16 protein-coding genes are annotated in these 18,370 nt (G+C 64.3%); 2 read left to right on the top strand and 14 right to left on the bottom strand.

The annotated features are described in order from the left end of the window. Window positions 1-13 precede the first annotated feature (13 nt). The 7 genes from nrfD to VNN77_14645 form a co-directional block, all read right to left on the bottom strand. The gene (gene nrfD, locus VNN77_14675) at window positions 14-1,348 is read right to left on the bottom strand and encodes an NrfD/PsrC family molybdoenzyme membrane anchor subunit (protein ID HXG52638.1); all 1,335 of its coding nucleotides are present in this window, start codon (window positions 1,346-1,348) and stop codon (window positions 14-16) included. Continuing rightward, window positions 1,341-2,024 carry a 4Fe-4S dicluster domain-containing protein gene (locus VNN77_14670; protein ID HXG52637.1) on the bottom strand — a complete coding sequence of 228 codons (684 nt, stop codon included), beginning with the start codon at window positions 2,022-2,024 and terminating at the stop codon, window positions 1,341-1,343. Before VNN77_14670 ends, nrfD begins: the two co-directional genes overlap by 8 nt. A 1-nt stretch (window position 2,025) precedes the next feature. Continuing rightward, window positions 2,026-4,440 carry a molybdopterin-dependent oxidoreductase gene (locus tag VNN77_14665; protein ID HXG52636.1) on the bottom strand — a complete coding sequence of 805 codons (2,415 nt, stop codon included), beginning with the start codon at window positions 4,438-4,440 and terminating at the stop codon, window positions 2,026-2,028. Window positions 4,441-4,447: 7 nt separating this feature from the next. Then, on the bottom strand, window positions 4,448-4,942 hold the full coding sequence (locus tag VNN77_14660) for a cytochrome c3 family protein (GenBank protein ID HXG52635.1): 495 nt from the start codon (window positions 4,940-4,942) through the stop codon (window positions 4,448-4,450). A 495-nt stretch (window positions 4,943-5,437) separates the two neighbouring features. Next, window positions 5,438-5,818: a cytochrome c gene (locus VNN77_14655; protein ID HXG52634.1), complete on the bottom strand. Its 381-nt coding sequence runs from the start codon at window positions 5,816-5,818 to the stop codon at window positions 5,438-5,440. 122 nt (window positions 5,819-5,940) lie between these two features. Then, window positions 5,941-8,049, bottom strand: a complete 2,109-nt coding sequence (locus VNN77_14650; protein ID HXG52633.1) for an MtrB/PioB family decaheme-associated outer membrane protein — start codon at window positions 8,047-8,049, stop codon at window positions 5,941-5,943. A gap of 141 nt (window positions 8,050-8,190) precedes the next feature. After that, complete coding sequence (locus VNN77_14645; protein HXG52632.1) at window positions 8,191-9,141, bottom strand: DmsE family decaheme c-type cytochrome; 951 nt, start codon at window positions 9,139-9,141, stop codon at window positions 8,191-8,193. Window positions 9,142-9,371: 230 nt separating this feature from the next. Here VNN77_14645 and VNN77_14640 point away from each other — a divergent pair, with 230 nt between their 5' ends. Together VNN77_14640 and VNN77_14635 are read left to right on the top strand one after the other, a co-directional pair. Next, on the top strand, window positions 9,372-10,658 hold the full coding sequence (locus tag VNN77_14640; protein HXG52631.1) for an anaerobic sulfatase maturase: 1,287 nt from the start codon (window positions 9,372-9,374) through the stop codon (window positions 10,656-10,658). Window positions 10,659-10,760: 102 nt separating this feature from the next. Continuing rightward, window positions 10,761-11,648, top strand: a complete 888-nt coding sequence (locus VNN77_14635; GenBank protein ID HXG52630.1) for a DUF6282 family protein — start codon at window positions 10,761-10,763, stop codon at window positions 11,646-11,648. A gap of 7 nt (window positions 11,649-11,655) precedes the next feature. Here VNN77_14635 and VNN77_14630 read toward each other — a convergent pair whose 3' ends face one another. From VNN77_14630 to cysE, 7 genes are all read right to left on the bottom strand, one after another. After that, window positions 11,656-12,066, bottom strand: coding sequence for a DUF393 domain-containing protein (locus VNN77_14630; protein HXG52629.1), 411 nt, complete (start codon window positions 12,064-12,066; stop codon window positions 11,656-11,658). After that, a complete protein-coding gene (locus VNN77_14625; protein HXG52628.1) occupies window positions 12,063-12,443 on the bottom strand; it encodes a 2Fe-2S iron-sulfur cluster-binding protein in 381 nt (126 codons plus the stop codon). The genes VNN77_14630 and VNN77_14625 overlap by 4 nt, the downstream gene beginning before the upstream one ends. Further along, the gene (locus VNN77_14620) at window positions 12,436-14,136 is read right to left on the bottom strand and encodes an FAD-binding protein (protein HXG52627.1); all 1,701 of its coding nucleotides are present in this window, start codon (window positions 14,134-14,136) and stop codon (window positions 12,436-12,438) included. The genes VNN77_14625 and VNN77_14620 overlap by 8 nt, the downstream gene beginning before the upstream one ends. A 27-nt stretch (window positions 14,137-14,163) precedes the next feature. Beyond that, a complete protein-coding gene (rnc, locus tag VNN77_14615; GenBank protein HXG52626.1) occupies window positions 14,164-14,862 on the bottom strand; it encodes a ribonuclease III in 699 nt (232 codons plus the stop codon). Between the two features lie 194 nt (window positions 14,863-15,056). Then, window positions 15,057-16,472 carry a tRNA (N(6)-L-threonylcarbamoyladenosine(37)-C(2))-methylthiotransferase MtaB gene (gene mtaB / locus VNN77_14610; protein HXG52625.1) on the bottom strand — a complete coding sequence of 472 codons (1,416 nt, stop codon included), beginning with the start codon at window positions 16,470-16,472 and terminating at the stop codon, window positions 15,057-15,059. A 1-nt stretch (window position 16,473) separates the two neighbouring features. Next, on the bottom strand, window positions 16,474-17,574 hold the full coding sequence (mnmA, locus tag VNN77_14605) for a tRNA 2-thiouridine(34) synthase MnmA (GenBank protein HXG52624.1): 1,101 nt from the start codon (window positions 17,572-17,574) through the stop codon (window positions 16,474-16,476). Between the two features lie 22 nt (window positions 17,575-17,596). Beyond that, window positions 17,597-18,367 carry a serine O-acetyltransferase gene (gene cysE / locus VNN77_14600; protein ID HXG52623.1) on the bottom strand — a complete coding sequence of 257 codons (771 nt, stop codon included), beginning with the start codon at window positions 18,365-18,367 and terminating at the stop codon, window positions 17,597-17,599. Between the last annotated feature and the right edge of the window lie 3 nt (window positions 18,368-18,370).

Raw genomic sequence — 18,370 nt, 5'->3', positions numbered from 1 at the left:
TTCCCTCTGGCCGTCAGGATTCTCCTTCGGCTCCTCCGGGAAGGTAGCTCGCGATCCTTTCTTCGACTTCCCTGAGCGCCATCTCGCGGCCTTCGCGAATCTCCCAGATCGAGACGATCGGGAAAAACTTCGTGAAAAGAAGGTAGAAAAGCGCGAACAAACCGAAACTGCCCGCGGTTTCACCCCACTCGACCCAGGTAGGCCAGTAAATGCCTTCGGGGAACGGCAGGCGGGGCAGGGACAACGTCGGGACAACAATGATGAAGCGTTCCAGCCACATGCCCAAGAGCACGGAGAGGGAAGCGACCAGTACCTTTCCCACGGTGTGCCGCTTGAGATTGACCAGGCAGAGAAGTGGAATCGCGAAATTGCACAGCACCATGGTCCAGAAGAACGGCCAGAACGGTCCGCTGAACTTGGCCCAAAACACCTTCAGCTCCTCCGGCTCCGCTCCATAGTAGCCCGTGAGATATTCGGCGAACGTGAAATAAAACCAGAGAAGCGCCATGATCAGCAGGAGCTGCCCCAGATACCGGAAGTGGATCGGTTTGAGGTAGTAGTGGAGCCGGTAGGCTCTGCGAAAAATAATCATCGTGACGATCAGCCCGGCGATGCCCGAAAAAATGGCGCCGACGACGAAATACGGCCCGAAAATCGTCGAGTGCCACGACGGTTGCAGCGTCATCGAAAAGACGAAAGATACCACCGAGTGAACCGAGACGGCGATCGGAATCACCAGCACCGCCATGACGGCGATGGCGCGGTTGAGAACCCGCTGCTGATGTTCCGTTCCTGTCCACCCCAGCGCTAGAACGCTGTAAAGCAGCTTCCGTTTTCCGAGCCGGTCTCGCAAAATGGCGATGTCCGGAATCATCGGCAGGTAGAGGTAAGTCAGGCTCGCCGTCAGGTACGCGCTGATGCTCGTGGCGTCCCACAGGAGGGGCGACTGATAGCGCCCATGGCGAATCACGTTCATGATCCGGTCGGGCCGCCCCAAGTCCACCAGGATCTGGCCGGCTCCGATGAAAATCACCATGCAGGTGATCACCTCGGCCATGCGAGTGATCGGCCTCCTCCATTCGGCCTTGGAGAGTCGGAGGATGGCGGAGATGAGCGTGCCGGCGTGGCTGATGCCGATAAAGAAGACGAAGTTGGTGACGTAAAAGCCCCAGCCGACAGGTTGGTGGAGACCCGTCACCCCCAGACCGCTCGTGAACTGAGCCCAGTAAGCGACCGCTCCCCAGGCAATCAGGACGCCGAGCAGGGCGACCGCCCAGTAGAAGCCCGGCCCGGTTCGTTCGATCGGGGCGAGAAGAATTTCCTCGTGGGGATCGCCCGCGTCAGCCACCGGCTTCTCCCTCCGTCAGATAAAAGACCTTGGGTTTCGTCCCGAGCTCTTCGAGCAGCCTGAAGGCGCGCGGGCTGTGCGCGAGTTTCGCGACTTCGCTCGCCGGATCGGAAAGATCCCCGAAAACGATGGCCTGCGCGGGGCACGCCTCGGCACAGGCGGGAACATACTCCGCCGGATCGAATTCGCGTTTTTCCGCTGAGGCCCGCTCGCGTGCACGCTGCAAGCGGTGATGGCAGAACGTGCACTTCTCGACAACCCCCTTTTCGCGCAACGACACATCGGGGTTCTGGCCGGGTGCCTCTTTTTGGTACGTGTGCCAGTTGAAGTACTTGGCGTTATAGGGACAGGCCGCCATACAAAAGCGGCAACCGATGCAGCGAGCATAGATCTGGGCGACGATCCCTTCGGGGTTGCGGTAAGTCGCGTAAACCGGACAGACTTTGGTGCAGGGCGGGTCATCGCACTGGAGACAGGGACGTGGAATAAATCGCATTTTCGCGCCGTGCTGGTCCTCGCCGGTCTCGGTAAGCACCTGCATCCAACTGATGACGCGCTCCTTGTGCGCTTCTTTCATGCCGACGGCCGGAATATTGTTTTCCGCTTTGCACGCCATAACGCAGGCCTGGCATCCGGTGCAACGGTCCAAATCGATGACCATGCCCCACAGCGCCACGTCACGCCCTCCTGACCCTTACTTGAGTATGGTTGAGCACGCCGAACCCCCTCGAGACGTCCTTCTCGTTCGCTATCAGATCGTTGGGATTCGGCCCGTTGCCCCCGAACAGTGGAATGTGAACGACGTCGCGGACCGTACCGGCGTAGAGCCGGGCACGCAGCTTGATCCGTCCTTTGCTCGACTCGACCCAGACCCAGTCGCCTTCCGCGACTCCCAAGGCAGCGGCGGTCTCGGGGTGTATTTCGACCCACGTCTCCCAGGACGCGCGGACGTGAACGGCTGGCTGCTCGAGAAGCCACGGCTGGTTTCTACCGCCGCCTACGGGTCGGCTGATCAGCCGGTAAGTGTTGAGGCGAAGGGGGAAGGATTCGCTTTTCCTGGGACCTGGAACCCTCGCGGCGGGCATGGCGAGCGAGTCTTCGGCCTTTTCGCCGCCGATCGACGAGAGAACGGCTCTCCGCCCCGCTTCCGTGGTAATCGCACGATCGATCAAATCCTTGAGCCTGAAGGAGTAAAACTCGAACTTTCCCGAGGGCGTCCCCAGCAGCGCCTTTCGGCTCAGCGGAAGGCCGCTGGGGTCCCACCAGGCGCCGCGTTCGAGCAGAGCTTTCCAGAACGCCTCGTAGTCCGGAAATTCCGGTACCCAGTAGCCTTGGCGCTCCATCACTTTGCGCAAGGCTTCCTGGGCATGGGTCGACACGATGTAGCCTCGCCGCGACGCGTAGAGCCCCTCGGCCCCGCTGCGGATGATGTCTTCGAATGTCTTCCAGGGCAGACTTTTCGCTACGGAGCCGCCGAGCGCTTCGGCCAGCTGAAGCACGACGTCGGCGCTGTTGCGCGTCTGGTGAAGAGGCCTGGAGGCCGGCCTGGCGACGCTGAAGCAAGTGAAGCCGGCCACGTGGTTGACCGGGTCGTCCTGCCATCGCTCGAGATAGGTATGATCCGGCAATACAAGGTCGGCCATCGCGCTCGATTCATCGAGAAAAGGTGAAAAGCTGACAACCAGCGGAACCTTTTTCATCGCCGCGATGAACGCCTCTTTCGCCGGATGATTCGCCGCCGGGTTGGTCGCGAACAGAAACAAGGCATTCACGGGATACGGTTTCCCGCTGAGAATTCGCTCCGGGAGAGCCTGAGGTACATCAGTGGCCAGGAAATATTCCCCTTCGCCCGCCCCGTCGATCCTCGGTTGAGCCAGGCCTCTTCTTGCCGCGGCATCCTCGACGATCGCCGGCAAAGATGCCAGCGGAAGTTCGCCCTGGATTCGCAGCCCGCCCGCGACCCCGATACTGCCCGCCAGAGCGTTCAGGCTGTGAATCGCCATGCGGCTGTGCAGATCGTCCGGACCGTAAGCCGGACCGCGCTCGCCGATGACGACCGCCGGTTTCACCGCGGCAAGATTTCTTGCGATTTCGATGATGTCCTTGACCGGGACTCCGGTGATCGCGGAAACGCTGAAAAGCCCGTAGTCTCTCAAGACCAGATTCTTGAATCCCAAGTGAAACCGGCCCGAACTATCCACCCAATCCTCGAATCCCGACGTGTACTCCTCCACGAAGCTCTCGTCGTACAGGCCTTCCCGGATCATGGCATTCGCGATGCCGAGCGCCAGGACACCGTCGGTTCCGGGGACGATGGGAATCCATCGATCGGCCTTGACCGCGGTCGGTGAACGTCGCGGATCGACATGAAAGAACAACCCCCTGGGCCGATCCGGGCTTCGGCGCAGGCGCGCGTACGCCTGCGCCGCGTGCACCGGCCCCAGCCAGGATTCCAAAAGGCCGGCGCCAAATGAAAGGATGAACTGAGCGTCCGCCAGATCGTAGGAAACCGGAACGGCCACGCCCTGCATGAGCCGGTGAGCCGGAGCCGGTCTTTCCGGAGAGAAGCAGCGGAATCGAATATAGTTCGGCGTTCCGAAAGCCTGCGCGAACCGGCTCCACAAGACGTCGCGATAACCCCGGTACTGCCCCCCCAGGATCACGAGCGTATGCGCGAGGCCTTTTGTCCGCAGATCCGACAACCTCGTCGCCAGCGTCCTCAAGGCCTCGTCCCAACCGATGGCGCGGAAACCTCCGGCCTCGCGGGACCGAATCATGGGGCCTCGAATTCGCCTCGGGTCGTAAAGCAATTGAAGCCCGCCGAAGGCCTTGGGACACAGGGCTCCGCGATTGATCGGATGAAGCGGGTTTCCCGAGATCCCGGCCACTTCTCCGTCGAGCGTGCGCACCAGCAAACCGCAGCCGCCCGGGCACTGCTGACAGATCGAAGGAACCGGCACCTCTTCGGGTCTTGCCCAACGCTGAACATCGCTGCTTACCTGGCCAACCGCTGAGAGCTGATTCCTAGCCAGGGCAGCCGCCCCGGCGGCCCCGCCTAACGCTTGAATGAACTCTCTTCGCGTAAAACGCATTGGCTCTTCACCGATGGCAGACAATACAATCGCTGCTAAGCTGCTGCGCGCGCACCTTGGACAGCTTCGCTCCTGCTGCCCTGTCTGTCGCCAACTTCCGCTCTGTGTGGCAGGCGATGCAATCGCTCATCGTGAGTATCTTGAGCGGCCGCGGCGGTGGGCGATCGAGATTTTCCATCGGACCGTGGCAGGTTTGGCAGCTTATCTTGGCTATGGCTACGTGAATGCGGTGGGGGAAGAAAACGTGGGAAGGCAAACGCCAAACGCGCCGCCAGGGGATTTCCTCCCCCTTCTCGGCATAGGCTTTGAGCTTCGCGATTTCGGGGTCTTTGGTGTCGCTGGCCGCGTGACAAGCCGCACACAAGGCCGTAGGCGGCCGCCCGGCAGCCGATCCTTTCTCGGCTTGCTGATGGCATCCGGTGCACGGAACCTTCAGCGCAATATGAGTCTTGTGGGGAAAGGCGATCGGCTGTTCGACCCCCGGACTGACCCACCCTGCCATATGCATTCCGGACAGCGCTACAGTTGCCGCTACAACAGCCGGAACAAGCCGCCTCACCCGTGATCCCCAGTGCTATTGCTGTAAACCGGCCATCCAATCACGTCCTGATCTGAAGTCACAGCACGCGTCGCCTGTGAAGAGTTACTGACGGTGGTAAGGCAATATGTATGCCATGGGTTTTCCGGCTTCCCGGGCGAAAAAGAAAGGCCAATTCGCAGGGACGAGAATAAGTTCCCGCCGGCCGTCCTAAAAATCAGAATTGCCGGGAGGCAGAGAAATCCGAAATCCCGGAGGCCGTGTCTTCGAGCAGTCCGGCGCACTCGTTCGTGGGCAGGAGCACCCGCGGCGGTTCCGTGCATTTACCACGCGACCAACGGACGAGGGCCCCATCGCGGAAAAGCCCCACGGATCTCCAGAGGCGGTCAAGCCCCCTACCGCTCGAGCCTGTCGTCCCTGCTAACGAAGCTCGTTTTGGCGGGCGGGTTGTGAGCTCTACTATTTCGCCGGCTTGTAAGGCGGCTTGGCGAGACTGCGAATGTAAGCGACCAGGTCCCAGATCTCCTGGTCGGTCAGCGTTTTGGAGGCAGGCATAACCGGGGATTTCTTCACTGCGGCGCCGCCGTTTTTGATGATATCGAACAGGTACTTGTCGCTGAGGGAATTCATGATCTTGCCGTCGGTGTGATCTTGCGGCTTCGGGTTCAATGCGGCGGCCGCCGGACCGTCGCCTTTACCGCTCGTGCCGTGGCATCCGGCGCAACTGGCATCGTATCTTTTCTTCCCTGCTTTTGCGTCCCCTTTGGTCTGAGCAGAGCCCGAACCGGAAACCAGGAGGAAAAGAAGCATACCGGAACCGACTAGCAATCCAGATTTCATCCTTGTGTCTCCGTTGTTCGCCGGAAATCACTTGTCCGTCTCTCGGCCCGGCCGAGAGCAAAGAGCCGCTCTCGAACTGCCGCTGACTTTGTCTCCGCTTCTCAGGTGATTTACGCGTTTCGCTAAAATTTCACCCTCAGCCCCAAAAATCCGATGTGGGCGGTGTACGGGCTTTTGACTTTGTCGCCCAGAAAGATCGACCGCTGGACGTTGGCTCCCGTGTCCACGTCGCCCATCCACGGCTTCATGATGTCGACTCCGAAATCCTTTCCGTTGAAGCGGTTGTAGTAATAACCGAACCTCAACCCCAGATTTTTGTGAATGTCGTACTCGAAACGCGCCAGAAATTCGTGCCAGCGATTGGTGAGCGCGGGATAGTTCGTGGCGGCGGTCCCCACCGGATTGCCGCTGGCCCGGACGAAGCTTCGCGCGTCGGAGAACGTGTACTGGAGCCGAAGACCCAACAACTCCTTGATCAGTTTGACGTCACTGCCGAGACTGAACGTATGTATCTGATCCCTCCCTCTGCTGGTCCAGAGTCTGCCGGGGCTGTTCGCCGGATCCTGGGTGACGGCCGACCGCTCCATTGCGCGCATCTTCCAGTCGAACCTTTCCCAGTTGTAGTCGCCGAAGATGCTCAACCAATCGATCGGGGCGTAGACGAATCCCACCGACGGGCTGTAGTTGACGTCGTCCTTGACGCCGACGACCGAGCGGGGGAAGCGATCGTTGACGAACTCGAATCCTCCGTGAAGCGTCAGGTTGGGCAGAACGCTGATCTGTGTAAAAACACTAAATTTGTCCCGGTTTCTTGCCGCCTCGTCGAACTTTCTCAGGTCCTCGAGAAGCTCCTCGCGCAGGGCCTCCGGGGTCTCGCCGGGGTGCAAAACCACCTGCCTGCCGGCATCGTAGTCATGAGCGTCTCGGATCTGGCGCCGGTAGCTCATGCGCAGAAGAAGCCATGAAGCGGGAGTGATATCCAACGTCGGGCCGAAGATGTGTTCGTTGGAGTCGAGAACTTCCCTGCGCTCGCGGTGCATGTTTTCCCACACGTACCCGACTTTCAGGCTCGCCCAGCGGGCGAACCTGTACCCCGCATCGAAGCCGATGTTTTGCTTGGAATAAGCGTAAGGGAAAGATTTGAACTCGCCGGACACGACCGACGAATCGTTGGCGACATAGCCCGTCGGGAGATCGACTTTCTTGCTACGGTTGTCCAGATCGTAGAGCCGGTAATAAGCCTTGAGATCCACACGGTCGATAAAATGATTGACGACCGTTGCATTCACCATCAAGGGCCGCACATCGCCGTCCAGGTTCCGGCGTGTGAGCGTCGGCGCGGAAATTGCGCCGTTGATGGTGAACGGGAGGAAGGGATCGTTCTGGAACCGCCAGCCGTAGGAGACGGTCCCCAGGAAGCGGCTCTTGAGCGGCAGCGCGGCCGTCCCCGAGAGCGTGATCGAATGGGCGTGATTGCTCGGGTAGAGATCGAACCGGCCGCGGCAGGGCCCCGTGCCGGCGGCGCCGTTGTAGGTTGCTTCTTCGGTGCAGGCTCCGCCGATGCCCGGATTGAGAGGATTGTCCCAGACCAACGTGCTCACGTTGTTGTGGAACAGCGAGCCGTTGTATTTGAGACCCAGCGACCAGCCGTTGCCGGCATACTCGCCGCCCAGCTCGATGTTGTGCGTTTGATAGTCCAGGGGCTCGGCCAGCTCGGTGATGTTGTAGCTTCCGGGCGAAGGGCCGAACAGGGCCCCGAACGCTCTCTTGCCCGTCACGTTCTGCGACCAGTAGTTGCCCGTGAAGCTCCAGTTGGGCGTCGGTGTGTACCGCAGCTTGAAGCGTCCGATTCCCTGGAGGAGCTTGAGATCCAGCGGCGCGGCGTTCGCGTTGACCCAGTCGCGCACGGCGGTTCCCGTCGTCGAGGCGGGCTTGCTCGGCAGCGTGTAGGTGCCGCCTCCTCCGTCGCGAGCGAAGGGCGTGCGGGCGACGTTGTGGCTGAAAAGGTGGGGGATCTGATCCCACTCGAATTCCATGTCCAGAAGTCCGTACCGCCCCACGCGCAGCCTGTAGTTCTGGTCGTCGAGCCCGAGCTTGCTGGAGTCGAATTCCAGGAAGAAGTCTTCCTTCTTCCCCCCGATCATGAGCTGAAGCTGCGGGACGATGACGCTCTCCGGAAGGTCGCGGTACTCCTGGAACTTGGAGTCCTGGCCCTCCTTGTGCCGGGGCATTCCGCTGATTTCGGCCTCGCCCCGAATGGTAAAATTGCCGAGCTCAATCTGAGCCCGACCCGGCGAAGCCGACAGGATGGTCAAAACCAGACTCGCAGTCCAAACGAAACAAGTTCCGGTGCGTTTCATCTTGGACCTCCCCTATCGCTGAAAGCGACGTCCTGACGGATGGTTCGACCCGTGCACCTGGCTGTGGCAGTTCGTACAGCTCCGGTTGAAGAAAAAGACCGAGGTGCTGCCGCGCGGCGTGCCCGGGTGACGCGTGGCGATGTGACATTGCGTGCAGAGCCGAGGATCGGTCACCTTGAGAAGCCGATCATTGACCGAGCCGTGAGGCTCGTGGCAGTTGGCGCAGTTCTCGAGCACCGGAGGATGCTCCCAGAGAAACGGACCGCGGCGCTCCGCGTGGCAGGTGTAGCAATTTTCGTTTACGCTTGCCTGCTTGAGTTGGGCGGGATTAGGAGTCCCGTGCGGATTGTGGCAATCGGTACAGGTTATCTTCCCTTCCCTCACAGGCATGTGCGAAGAGCGCATGAGCTGCGCCTTTCTCTGCAGATGACACTGGCCGCAAACCTCGGTCTGCGCGCGCTTGTTGAAAAAAGGTGTCCGGTCGCCGACCTTCGCCAGTTGGAAGCGATCGGTCGTCTTCTCCATGAGGGTGTGGCAGTTGACGCAGGCGATTCCTCGGCTGGCGTGAGGGCTTGCCTCCCAGTAGGTTTGCACTCCGCGCTGATGGCAGGTGAGACAGGGCTGGTTCTGGACCTCGGCCGATTCCCCCGAATCCTTTCGGAACGTGATCAGCCCGCCGACCCCCTTGCCGCCGCCGGCCGCGACATGGGCGCTTCCCGGACCGTGGCAGTTCTCACAGGCTTGTTTTTCGGTTTCGTTGCGCGCGTTGAAGAGAAAAATTTTCCCCATCATCGTGTGGGAAAACTTCTCGAACGCGGGGGCGTGGCAGGCTTTGCAGACCTCGGTGCCGACGTAGGTGGGAGCGGCGGGTTTCGCCGCCTCAGGCTGCGCCGCCGAAGCGGCGGAGGTGCGGACCAAAAGGAAGCCAGCGCCAACCAAAACGACGAGCATCGAGCGCCTCATACGTCCTCCCTCTCGTTCGCACGAGCCTTCGGCTACCGAGGGTGCTTATATCATCCTCGCTCCGGGCCTGTCCATCGGCCATTTGGCCCATTTTTCGAGCCCTGCCGAAACGCGGGCGCCCCGGGGAACCCGGGGACGGCCGCTGCGGCCGGGGGCGCAGGGTAGTGACTTCGCTCGGTTTTTTAAGTACAGTCCCGGAAAACGAGCTCGGTCGGGTACAGGAAAGGCCTGTGGAAACTGCGGCGCGCGAATTCCAGATCATGGTGAAGACGGTCGGGGCGATCTGCAACCTCGACTGCGACTACTGCTATTACCTCAAGAAGGAAGATCTCTACCCGAAGGGCACGAGCTTTCGGCTCAGCGACGAGACGCTCGAGCGCTACATCGCCCAGCACATCCGGGCGACGCCCAAGGAGATCGTGAGCTTCTCGTGGCACGGAGGGGAGCCGACGCTCCTGGGCGTCGATTTTTTCCGCAAGGCGGTCGCGCTGCAGAAAAAATATCTTTCCCCCGGGAAGCAGCTCGTCAACGGCATCCAGACCAACGGGACGTTGATCGATGAGGAGTGGTGCCGGTTTCTCGCGGCGGAAAACTTCTACGTGGGCCTGAGCCTGGACGGCCCGCGCGACCTGCACGACCGCTATCGGCTGACCAAGGGCCGCAAGCCGACGCATCGCGCCGTCGTCCAGGCGTTCCAGCTCCTCCGGCAGCACGAGATCCACGTCGATTTGCTGTGCGTCGTCCACGAAGCCAACGTCCGCCACCCGATCGCCGTCTACCGCTTCCTCAAGGAGATCGGCGGACAGTACCTGCAGTTTCTCCCGCTGGTGGAAAAAACCGCCGACCCGATGGCCCCGGTTCACCCGCGCTCGGTGCCGGCCGACGCCTACGGCGATTTTTTGTGCGCGGTTTTCGACGAGTGGGTGCGCAACGACATCGGCAGGGTTTTCATCCAGCTCTTCGACGAGGCCGTCCGACCTTTTCTCGGCATGGAGCACGCGCTTTGCATCTTCCGCGAGACCTGCGGCGACGTGCCGGTCGTCGAGCACAACGGAGACTTCTACTCTTGCGATCACTACGTCGAGCCCGCGCACAAGATCGGCAACATCTACGAGCGGACGCTGGCGGAGCTGATCGAGGACCCGGCGCAGCGCGAGTTCGGCCGGCGCAAGTGGACGGCCCTGCCCCGGTACTGCCGGGAGTGCGAAGTGCGGGACATGTGCAACGGCGGCTGTCCCAAGGACCGGCTGATCCGGACCCCCGACGGCGAGGAGGGCCTCAACTATCTCTGCGCCGGCCTCAAGCGGTTCTTCACGCACAGCAAGCCCTATTTCCAGGAATTCGCGCGATTGGTCGAGGCGGGCGAGCCCGCGGAAAAGCTGATGGAGATCGTGCGGGCCCGGGATGCGCGGCGGCCGGGAGCGGGAGCCGGGCGTAACGATCCGTGCCCGTGCGGCAGCGGGAGGAAATACAAACGCTGCTGCGGCGGCGCGGCCAAGGCTTCTGCTGCGCGATAACCCGCCCGCGACGGTCACCAGGATCAAGGGAGTGCCGGGCGTGGCGGAACCCCTTTTCTTCTTCCGCCGGATTCGTCCCGTTTACGATCCCAAGGAGCCGCTATGTCCCTTTACGATGACCTGATCGAAGGAGCGATCGACGTCCACTGCCACGCCGATCTCGAATTTTCCGCGGAAGAGCGCAAGCGCGAGCCGGAGATCGCCTGGCTGCCGAAGGCGGAAGCGATGGGCCTGCGCGGCGTGGTCTTGAAGTCGCACTGGTGGCCCACCGCCAACGTCGTTCCCCACATCCTTACCGCGGTGCAGACCCGGGTCGCCCTCTGGTCCAGCGCCGCGTTGAACATCGTCGCCGGCGGGCCCAATGCCTGCGTGGTCGAGGCGTGCGCGCGGCTGGGAGGGAAGATGGTCTTTCTTCCCACGTGGAGCGCGCGCAACGACGTCGAGCGCCGCGGCTTCAGCAGCCGCATCCCCCAGTACTACAGGGATCACGCGCGCCTGGAAAACCCGGCCTACTATTTTCTCGACGACCGCGGCCGGCTCGACCGGCGCGGGCACGAGATCCTGGAATGCTGCAAGGCCTGCGACCTGGCGCTCGGCACCGGCCACGTCTCCTGGCAGGAATCGCTTGCTTTCATCGAAGCGGGGCGCGATATCGGCTTTCGGCGGATCGTCGTCAATCACGCGCACAGCCACATCATCGCCATGCCGCTCGACGCCATGCGGCGGGCCGCCGAGCTGGGCGCCTTCGTGGAAGTGTGCTGGAACGCGCTCGCGCCCGGGCGCATGGACTCCTTCGAGCTGGTCCGCCAGCTGCGCGAGATCGGCCTCTCTCAGGTGGTGGCGAGCACCGACTATTTCCGACCCTACAGCCCGAATCCCCCCGAGCTTTTCCGCATGTTTTGCGGCATGCTGCACGAAGGGGGCTTGCGCCCCGAAGAGGTGCGGCAGGTCGCCTGCGCGAACCCCGCGCGGCTCATGGGGCTCGCCTGAGGCGCGCTCAATCGGGCGTTTTTTTTCGGTCGAACGAGGCGGGAAGGCGGCACGCGCGCGAGATCCGGTACCGATTGTCGGCGAAGGCGCGGTAGGCCCCGTCGAACAGCAGCCGCAAGCCCGGCAGGATCGAGAGCGCGTAGAGAGGCGTCGCCCACCAGATGCGTCTCATCAGGTAGCGGTACGCCTCGGTCCCGCGGAGCTCGGCTCCGCCCGCCAGGAGCAGGCGCAGGTCCGGTCCGGCGTCGCCGTCGCGAAGCCCCAGTCTCTCGGCGACCCAGCCGGCCTGCAGCGGGGCGATGCGAAAGCCTCGCTTTTCGAGCGTCTTTTCCCAGTACGGCACCCACCGGCTGCAAAAACCGCAGGCGCCGTCGTAAAGCACCCAGCCCCGGGGCTCCTGTTCCTCTGGACCGCTCATCGGGCACCGTTCCGTTTCCGAGGTTCTTCTTCCTCGTCGAGCTTCTCGTCGTCGGGCACCGTATCGGCCACCAGGTCGCGGATCCATGGGCGCTTGGGAAGCGGCTCCACGGTGATGGGCCCTGGCGTGAGCTTCGCGGTGCAGGTGTATTCGACCTCGCCGTTGACCAGCGCCATGCAGGTCTTGCAGGCGTTGGCGTTGATGCAGCTGTAGCGCACCGCGAGCGTGCCGTCACGGTGGATGCGAATCCAGCGGAGCGCGTCCAGGACCGACATGCCGTCCTCGTACGGCACCTCGAACCGTTCGTAGCGGGCCGCCTCCGCGGCCGTTCCCCGGCGGATCAGCAGAACGGCTCTCCGGTCGTTGCGCTCAGCCACGATCGGCCTCCACCCGCCCCATCGGGGTGATCCAGCGCGAGCACAGCCTGCCGTCCCGAAGCTCGAGCACCTGGTTGCGCTCCAGCTCGGGTCTGGTCTCGGCGAAGTCTTCCCGCTGGTGCGCGCCCCGGCTTTCCCGCCGGGCCAGTGCCGATTGCACGACGCATTCGGCTGAGAGCAGCATGGCCCGCAGCTCGAACCAGTCCTGGATGTCGAGGTTATAGGCGCCCGCGGCGCCGACGCGCAAATCGGGCAGCTCGTCGCGCATCTCGCGGATCCGCTCCAGCGCCGCAGCCAGCTTGCCCCCGGTCCGAAAAGGGCCGGCGTTCTCCCACATGAGCCGCTGCAGCTCGCTCTGGACCATGGCGGGCCAGGCCGCTCCGGGCGAGCCTTTCCCCTTTTTCAATGCGTCGAGCCGCTCGATCGAGGGCTCCGCCAGCGACGCCTCCCACGGCGGCGCTCCGCTCCTCGCGCGCGCCGCCGCGGAGCGGCCCGCGCGCTCGCCGAAGACCAGCGCTTCCGTAATGGCGTTGCCGGAAAGACGATTGGCCCCGTTGGCGCCGCCGACCGCTTCTCCGGCGGCGTAGAGCCCTTCGATCCGCGTCTCCATCTTTCCGTCCACCCGAATCCCGCCCATGTGATAGTGGGCGATCGGTCCGACTTCCACGGGGGTTTTGGTCAAATCGATCCCGTTGGCGAGCAAGCGGTCGATCACCGGCCCGAACGCTTCGCGCAGCCGGGCCTCTCCGATATGCCGGAAGTCGAGATAGGCGCCGCCGTGCGGGGAGCCTCTGCCGGCCTCGACCTCCTTGAGGATCGCGTAGGAAGCCAGGTCGCGCGTGGCGGTGTAGCGGCCGAAGTCGGTGCCGCCGTAGCGATCGACGAACTCTTCGAGCCTGCCGTTCAACAGCCTGCCGCCGAGCTTGTAGCGAAACGGATCCCACATGATCGGATCCATGCCGACCAGGCGCGGCGCCAGGTGGCCGATGGGAAAGAACTGGACGAACTCCATGTCGACCAGCTCCGCCCCGGCCTCGAGCGCCAGGGCACAGGCTTCGCCCCCCATGTTCGCGGAGGCGCTGTTGCGCGCATAGAGCCTGGTCAGGCCTCCCGCGGCGAGAACGACCGCACCGGCGTGAAACGTCGCGAGACGGCCGTCCCGAACGCTGAGGCCGACCGCGCCCAGCGCGCGCCCGCCCTTCACCGCGATCTGGACGACGGCGACGTTGCTGATCCGCCGGATCCCTGAGGTCTCGCCCACCTTGCGGCGCAGCGTCCCGGCCACCGCCGGGCCGGTGGCGAGAAAATCGACGTAGCAGCAGCGCTTGCGGCTGTGTCCCGGCGCCGTTTCCTGTTTGATGTGGCCCCCCTCGCGCGCCCAGCGCGTTCCCCACGCGTCCATCTCCAGGATTCGCTCTGGACCCCCGCGGCAGAGCAGCTCCGCCAGCTCCTCGTTGCACAGCCCGCGGCCGGCCTTGAGCGTGTCGGCCAGATGAAGGGTCCAGTCGTCCGGCTCCTGATGCCCGAGCGCCGCCGCCACGGTCATCTGCGCCATGACCGTGGCGCCGCCGCGGCCCACCAGACTCTTGTCGAGCAGGACCACGGACGCGCCCGCGCGCGCCGCGGCGATGGCGGCGTACATGCCGGCGCCGCCCGCGCCGACCACCAGGACATCGCTTTCGAGATGAGGCATGGTCAACGAGCGACCTGCGGGCTTCGGTCAATCGTCCGGGCCGCTCCTCTGCAGCTCGCGCAGCGCTTTTCTCGCCGCTTCCTGCTCCGATTGCTTCTTGCTCCTGCCCTCGCCCGTCCCGAGCACCCTGCCGCCGACCGAGATCTCCGTGACGAAATATTTTTCATGGTCCGGCCCGGTCTCCGAAACCAGCCGGTAGCTCGGCGGCTCCCGGAACAGGAGCTGGCTGATCTCCTGCAGCCTGGTCTTGTAGTCGCGAAGCCCCAGCCTTCTCGCCCGCACGTCCGCGGCGAAATAGCGCTCTACCGTGCGCCGGGCCGCCTCGTAACCGCCGTCGCGATAGATCGCTCCCAGCAAGGCCTCGAAAGCGCCGGCGAGAATCGACTCCTTGGTGCGACCGCCGCTGCGTTCCTCCCCCTTGCCGAGCCGCAGCAGCGCGCCGAGCTCGAGCTGGGCAGCCTTCTCGGCCAGGACGGCGGAGTTCACCAGCGCGGCTCGCATGCGCGAAAGGTCCCCTTCGCTCCGCCGCGGATAATTCCGGATCAAGAGATCGCTCACGGCGAGGTCCAGTACCGCGTCGCCGAGAAACTCGAGGACCTCGTTGTGTCCCTCGTCCCGATCGCGGCTGTAAGAGACGTGCGTGAGCGCCCGCACGAGCAGGGAGGGATCGGCGAACTTGTAGCCGATTTTCTCTTGAAGCCGATCGAGCGACGGGTTGTGAGCCAAGCGAAACCTGTTCGACCTGCCGGAGGCTGCGGCATTGAACCGCAGCTTCAGCCCGGATTGCCCGGCCGAGCCGCCAAAGCGGGCGGCAACCCTGGAGCTGGGAGAACGCAGAGAGGCGAAACTTCGAAGTCTCCGCGCTTCGAGACGCCGAGCTTCATTTTCGAGCCCCGGCTTTCATCGAAGTGTCCTGATCGCTACCTGCTCGGCGGCATCGACCCGTCGTCTTCGCCGCCCAGGGGTCGCCCGCCGCGTCCGGCGGCGATCGAGCTGCGGAATCCGCTTTCAATGGCCCCGGAGGCCGCGCCGTCTCCGGCCGGCACCGGGACGCCGCGCAGCATGCCCCGCTCCACGCTCTCGACGAGAACGTCGATCTCGCGGTTCACGGCGACGGTGCCGCTCACCGTTACCCGGAGGTAGTTGCGGCTCAGCCCCCGGTTGCCGCCCGTTCCGGGATCCGTTTTTTCCTCGATCAGCACCGGCAGCACCCGACCGCGAAATTTCTCGTAGAACTCGGCCTTCTTGGCCGCGCCCAGCTCGCGCATGCGCCGGGCGCGCTCCTTTTTCACGGCCGACGGGACGGGGTCCGGGAGAGTCGCCGCAGCGGTGCCGCGCCGCACGGAAAAGGGAAACACGTGGAAATAGGTGAGCGGCAGCGACGCGAAATAGTCGAGAGAAGCCTCGAATTCCCTCTCGGTCTCTCCCGGAAACCCGACGATGATGTCGGTCCCGATCGCCGCTTCCGGCAGCCGTTCACGCACCCTCCACACCAGCTCGCGATAGTAGCCGCTATCGTAGTTGCGGCGCATCAGCCGCAGGATCCGGTCCGTTCCGGCCTGGGCGCAGACGTGGAGATGCGGGCAAACCGCTCCGCCGTCCGCCATGAGGTCCAGGAGCCGGTCCGAAACCTCGCGCGGATCCAGAGAGCTCAGCCGCAGCCGCGGCACCAGACTCTCCTCGGCGATCGCCGCGACCAGCGCCGCAAGGTCGAGCCGCGGCTCCAGATCGCGCCCGTAGCCGCCGAGATGAATTCCCGTGAGGACGATCTCACGGTAACCGGCCTCGGCAAGCAGCCGAACCTGCTCCAGCACCGAACGCGGCGCGACGCTGCGACTTCGCCCGCGCGCCTCGGGAATGATGCAGTACGTGCACGAATAATCGCAGCCCTCCTGGACTTTGAGGAACGCGCGCGTGTGCCCGGGGAGGGCCCGCGTGCCAAGGACGGGAATCCCGCGCTCCCTTCGGACATCGCCGACGGCGACGCGCTCCGCGGGCGGCGGGCCGGAACGCTCCACGTACCGGAACAGATCCTCGAGCCGGTTCAGTCCCACCACGTAGTCGACGCCCGGAATGCGGGCCGCCTCGGCGGGGCTGACCTGCGCATAGCAGCCGGTCAGGATCACCCTTGCGGCGGGGTTTCGGCGGCGCGCTCGGCGCACCAGCTGCCGCGCCTCCCAGTCGGCGCGGTCCGTCACCGTACAGGTGTTGACAATGTAGCAGTCCGCGGCCTCCTCGAACGGCACGAGCGCGTGCCTCTCCGCCGCGCGGCTCTGAATGACCGCGCTGTCGTACTGATTGATCTTGCAGCCTAGCGTCGCGATCGCTATCCGCATGCTACACGTGCGCGGGCCGTCCCGCGCTGGGCTGAGCCCGAAGCGCCGCCTCGATCCAGCCTCCGCCCAGGACCCGATCGCCGCGGTAAAAAACCGCCGCCTGCCCCGGAGTCACCGGAGCGTGGGGTCTGCGAAACGAGACCTGCCATGAGCCGTCGGAGCGGCGCCGCACCGTGCACGGCGCCGGCGGTGAACGGTAGCGGATCTGCACCTCGGCCTCGATCGGCTCCTCCGGAGGCGTGTCGATCCACCGGACGTCGCGCGCCAGCAGGCCCCGGCAGGCGAGAGCCTCCTTGCCGCCGACCACGATCCGCCGCGTCGCTTCCTCGATTCCGAGCACGTAGAGCGGGCGGGAAGCGCAAAGCCCGAGGCCTCTCCGCTGGCCTACCGTCACCCCGTGGATGCCCTGATGCCGGCCGAGCACCCGGCCGGCCTCGTCGACGATCTCTCCGCCGGCAAGCTCCCCTTCGCTCGCGTAGGAGCGCACCAGAGCGCGGTAGTCGCCGAAGCAGATATCCTGGCTCTCGACGCGGTCGGCGACCGGAAGCCCGAGCCGCCGGGCTTCCCGGCGAACCTCGCTCTTGCTGAGCTCGCCCACGGGGAACAAAGTGCGGTCGAGCTGCTCGCGCGAGAGCGCGAAAAGGAAATAAGACTGGTCCTTGGACCGATCCGCGCCGCGCAGGAGCGCCCGCCGGCCGGTGCGTTCGTCGGCCGCGATCCGGGCGTAGTGTCCGGTCGCGACGTAATCCGCGCCCCGGCCGAGCGCCCAGTCGAGCAGCTTTCCCAGCTTGAAATCCCGGTTGCAGCTCACGCAGGGATTCGGCGTGCGGCCGCGCAAGTATTCCCGCGCGAAAGGCTCGACCACCCGCTCGACGAACTCGGCGCGCAGGTCGAGAAGCTCGTGAGGAATGCCGAGCAGCTTCGCCACCGCCCGGGCGCCCCCGAGGTCGGTGCAGTTGCGCGGCCCGAGCCCCTCCGCCTCCCACATCCTGAGCGAAACGCCCACCACCTCGTGCCCCTGTTCCTTCAACAGGGCGGCGGCAACGGAGCTGTCCACTCCGCCGCTCATCGCCACCACGATCTTCTTGCTTCCACCCGTCATTGCTCGATCCGCTCCCGCGGCCCTAGCTTCCCGCGTTCTTCAGCAGCTCGCGGACCTTGTTCAGGACCTCGCTGTCCTCGGCGCGCCGCTCCTCGACCGCCCCCTGGCGGGCGCTCAGCTCGTTCACCCTCTCCTCGAGCTTTTGAATGTAATCGGCGAGCCCCGTGATCGCCTTCGCGATCGGGTCGGGCAGCCGGCCGTGCTCGAGATCGATCAGGTGCGCGTGCGGATCCCTGGGCGCGCTCTGGCTCTCCACGACGCGGCCGGGGATACCCACGACGGTCGAGTGCGGCGGCACCTGGCTGACGACCACCGAGCCCGAGCCGATCTTGCTGTTGTGGCCGATCGTCACGGGGCCGAGAACGGTCGCGCCGGCGCCGATCACGACGAAGTTCTCCACGGTCGGGTGGCGCTTTTCCTTTTTCAGGCTCGTCCCGCCGAGGGTCACGCCCTGATAGATGGTGACGTCGTCCCCGATCTCCGCGGTCTCTCCGATCACCACTCCCATGCCGTGATCGATGAAGAACCGCCGGCCGATCTTGGCTCCCGGGTGGATCTCGATCCCCGTGAAAAAGCGTCCGAGGTGGCTGATGAAGCGGCCGAGCCCCTTGAACCCGTGCGACCAGGCCGCGTGCGCGACCCGGTAGAAGAACAGCGCGTGGAATCCCGGGTACGTGAGCACGATCTCCCAGACGTTGCGCGCTGCCGGATCGCGGTCGAAGACGACCTGGATGTCTTCTTTGAGGATATTCCACATCTGCGGGCGCTCGCTTTTAACCGGCCTCGCTTTCAGTGA

This window comes from Candidatus Zixiibacteriota bacterium, assembly GCA_035574315.1.
Lineage (GTDB): Bacteria > Desulfobacterota > Binatia > UBA9968 > UBA9968 > DATLYW01.
Note: the sequence above shows the minus strand (reverse complement) of the source record. Positions and strands in the feature narration are given on the sequence as shown.

Excerpts from the sequence above, each read along its gene's own strand:
- VNN77_14665 (HXG52636.1), bottom strand. The coding sequence starts at position 4,440 with ATGCGTTTTACGCGAAGAGAGTTCATTCAAGCGTTAGGCGGGGCCGCC.
- VNN77_14660 (HXG52635.1), bottom strand. The coding sequence starts at position 4,942 with ATGGCAGGGTGGGTCAGTCCGGGGGTCGAACAGCCGATCGCCTTTCCC.
- VNN77_14655 (HXG52634.1), bottom strand. The coding sequence starts at position 5,818 with ATGAAATCTGGATTGCTAGTCGGTTCCGGTATGCTTCTTTTCCTCCTG.
- VNN77_14650 (HXG52633.1), bottom strand. The coding sequence starts at position 8,049 with ATGCCCCGGCACAAGGAGGGCCAGGACTCCAAGTTCCAGGAGTACCGC.
- VNN77_14645 (HXG52632.1), bottom strand. The coding sequence starts at position 9,141 with ATGAGGCGCTCGATGCTCGTCGTTTTGGTTGGCGCTGGCTTCCTTTTG.
- VNN77_14635 (HXG52630.1), top strand. The coding sequence starts at position 10,761 with ATGTCCCTTTACGATGACCTGATCGAAGGAGCGATCGACGTCCACTGC.
- VNN77_14630 (HXG52629.1), bottom strand. The coding sequence starts at position 12,066 with ATGAGCGGTCCAGAGGAACAGGAGCCCCGGGGCTGGGTGCTTTACGAC.
- VNN77_14620 (HXG52627.1), bottom strand. The coding sequence starts at position 14,136 with ATGCCTCATCTCGAAAGCGATGTCCTGGTGGTCGGCGCGGGCGGCGCC.
- mtaB (HXG52625.1), bottom strand. The coding sequence starts at position 16,472 with ATGCGGATAGCGATCGCGACGCTAGGCTGCAAGATCAATCAGTACGAC.
- mnmA (HXG52624.1), bottom strand. The coding sequence starts at position 17,574 with ATGACGGGTGGAAGCAAGAAGATCGTGGTGGCGATGAGCGGCGGAGTG.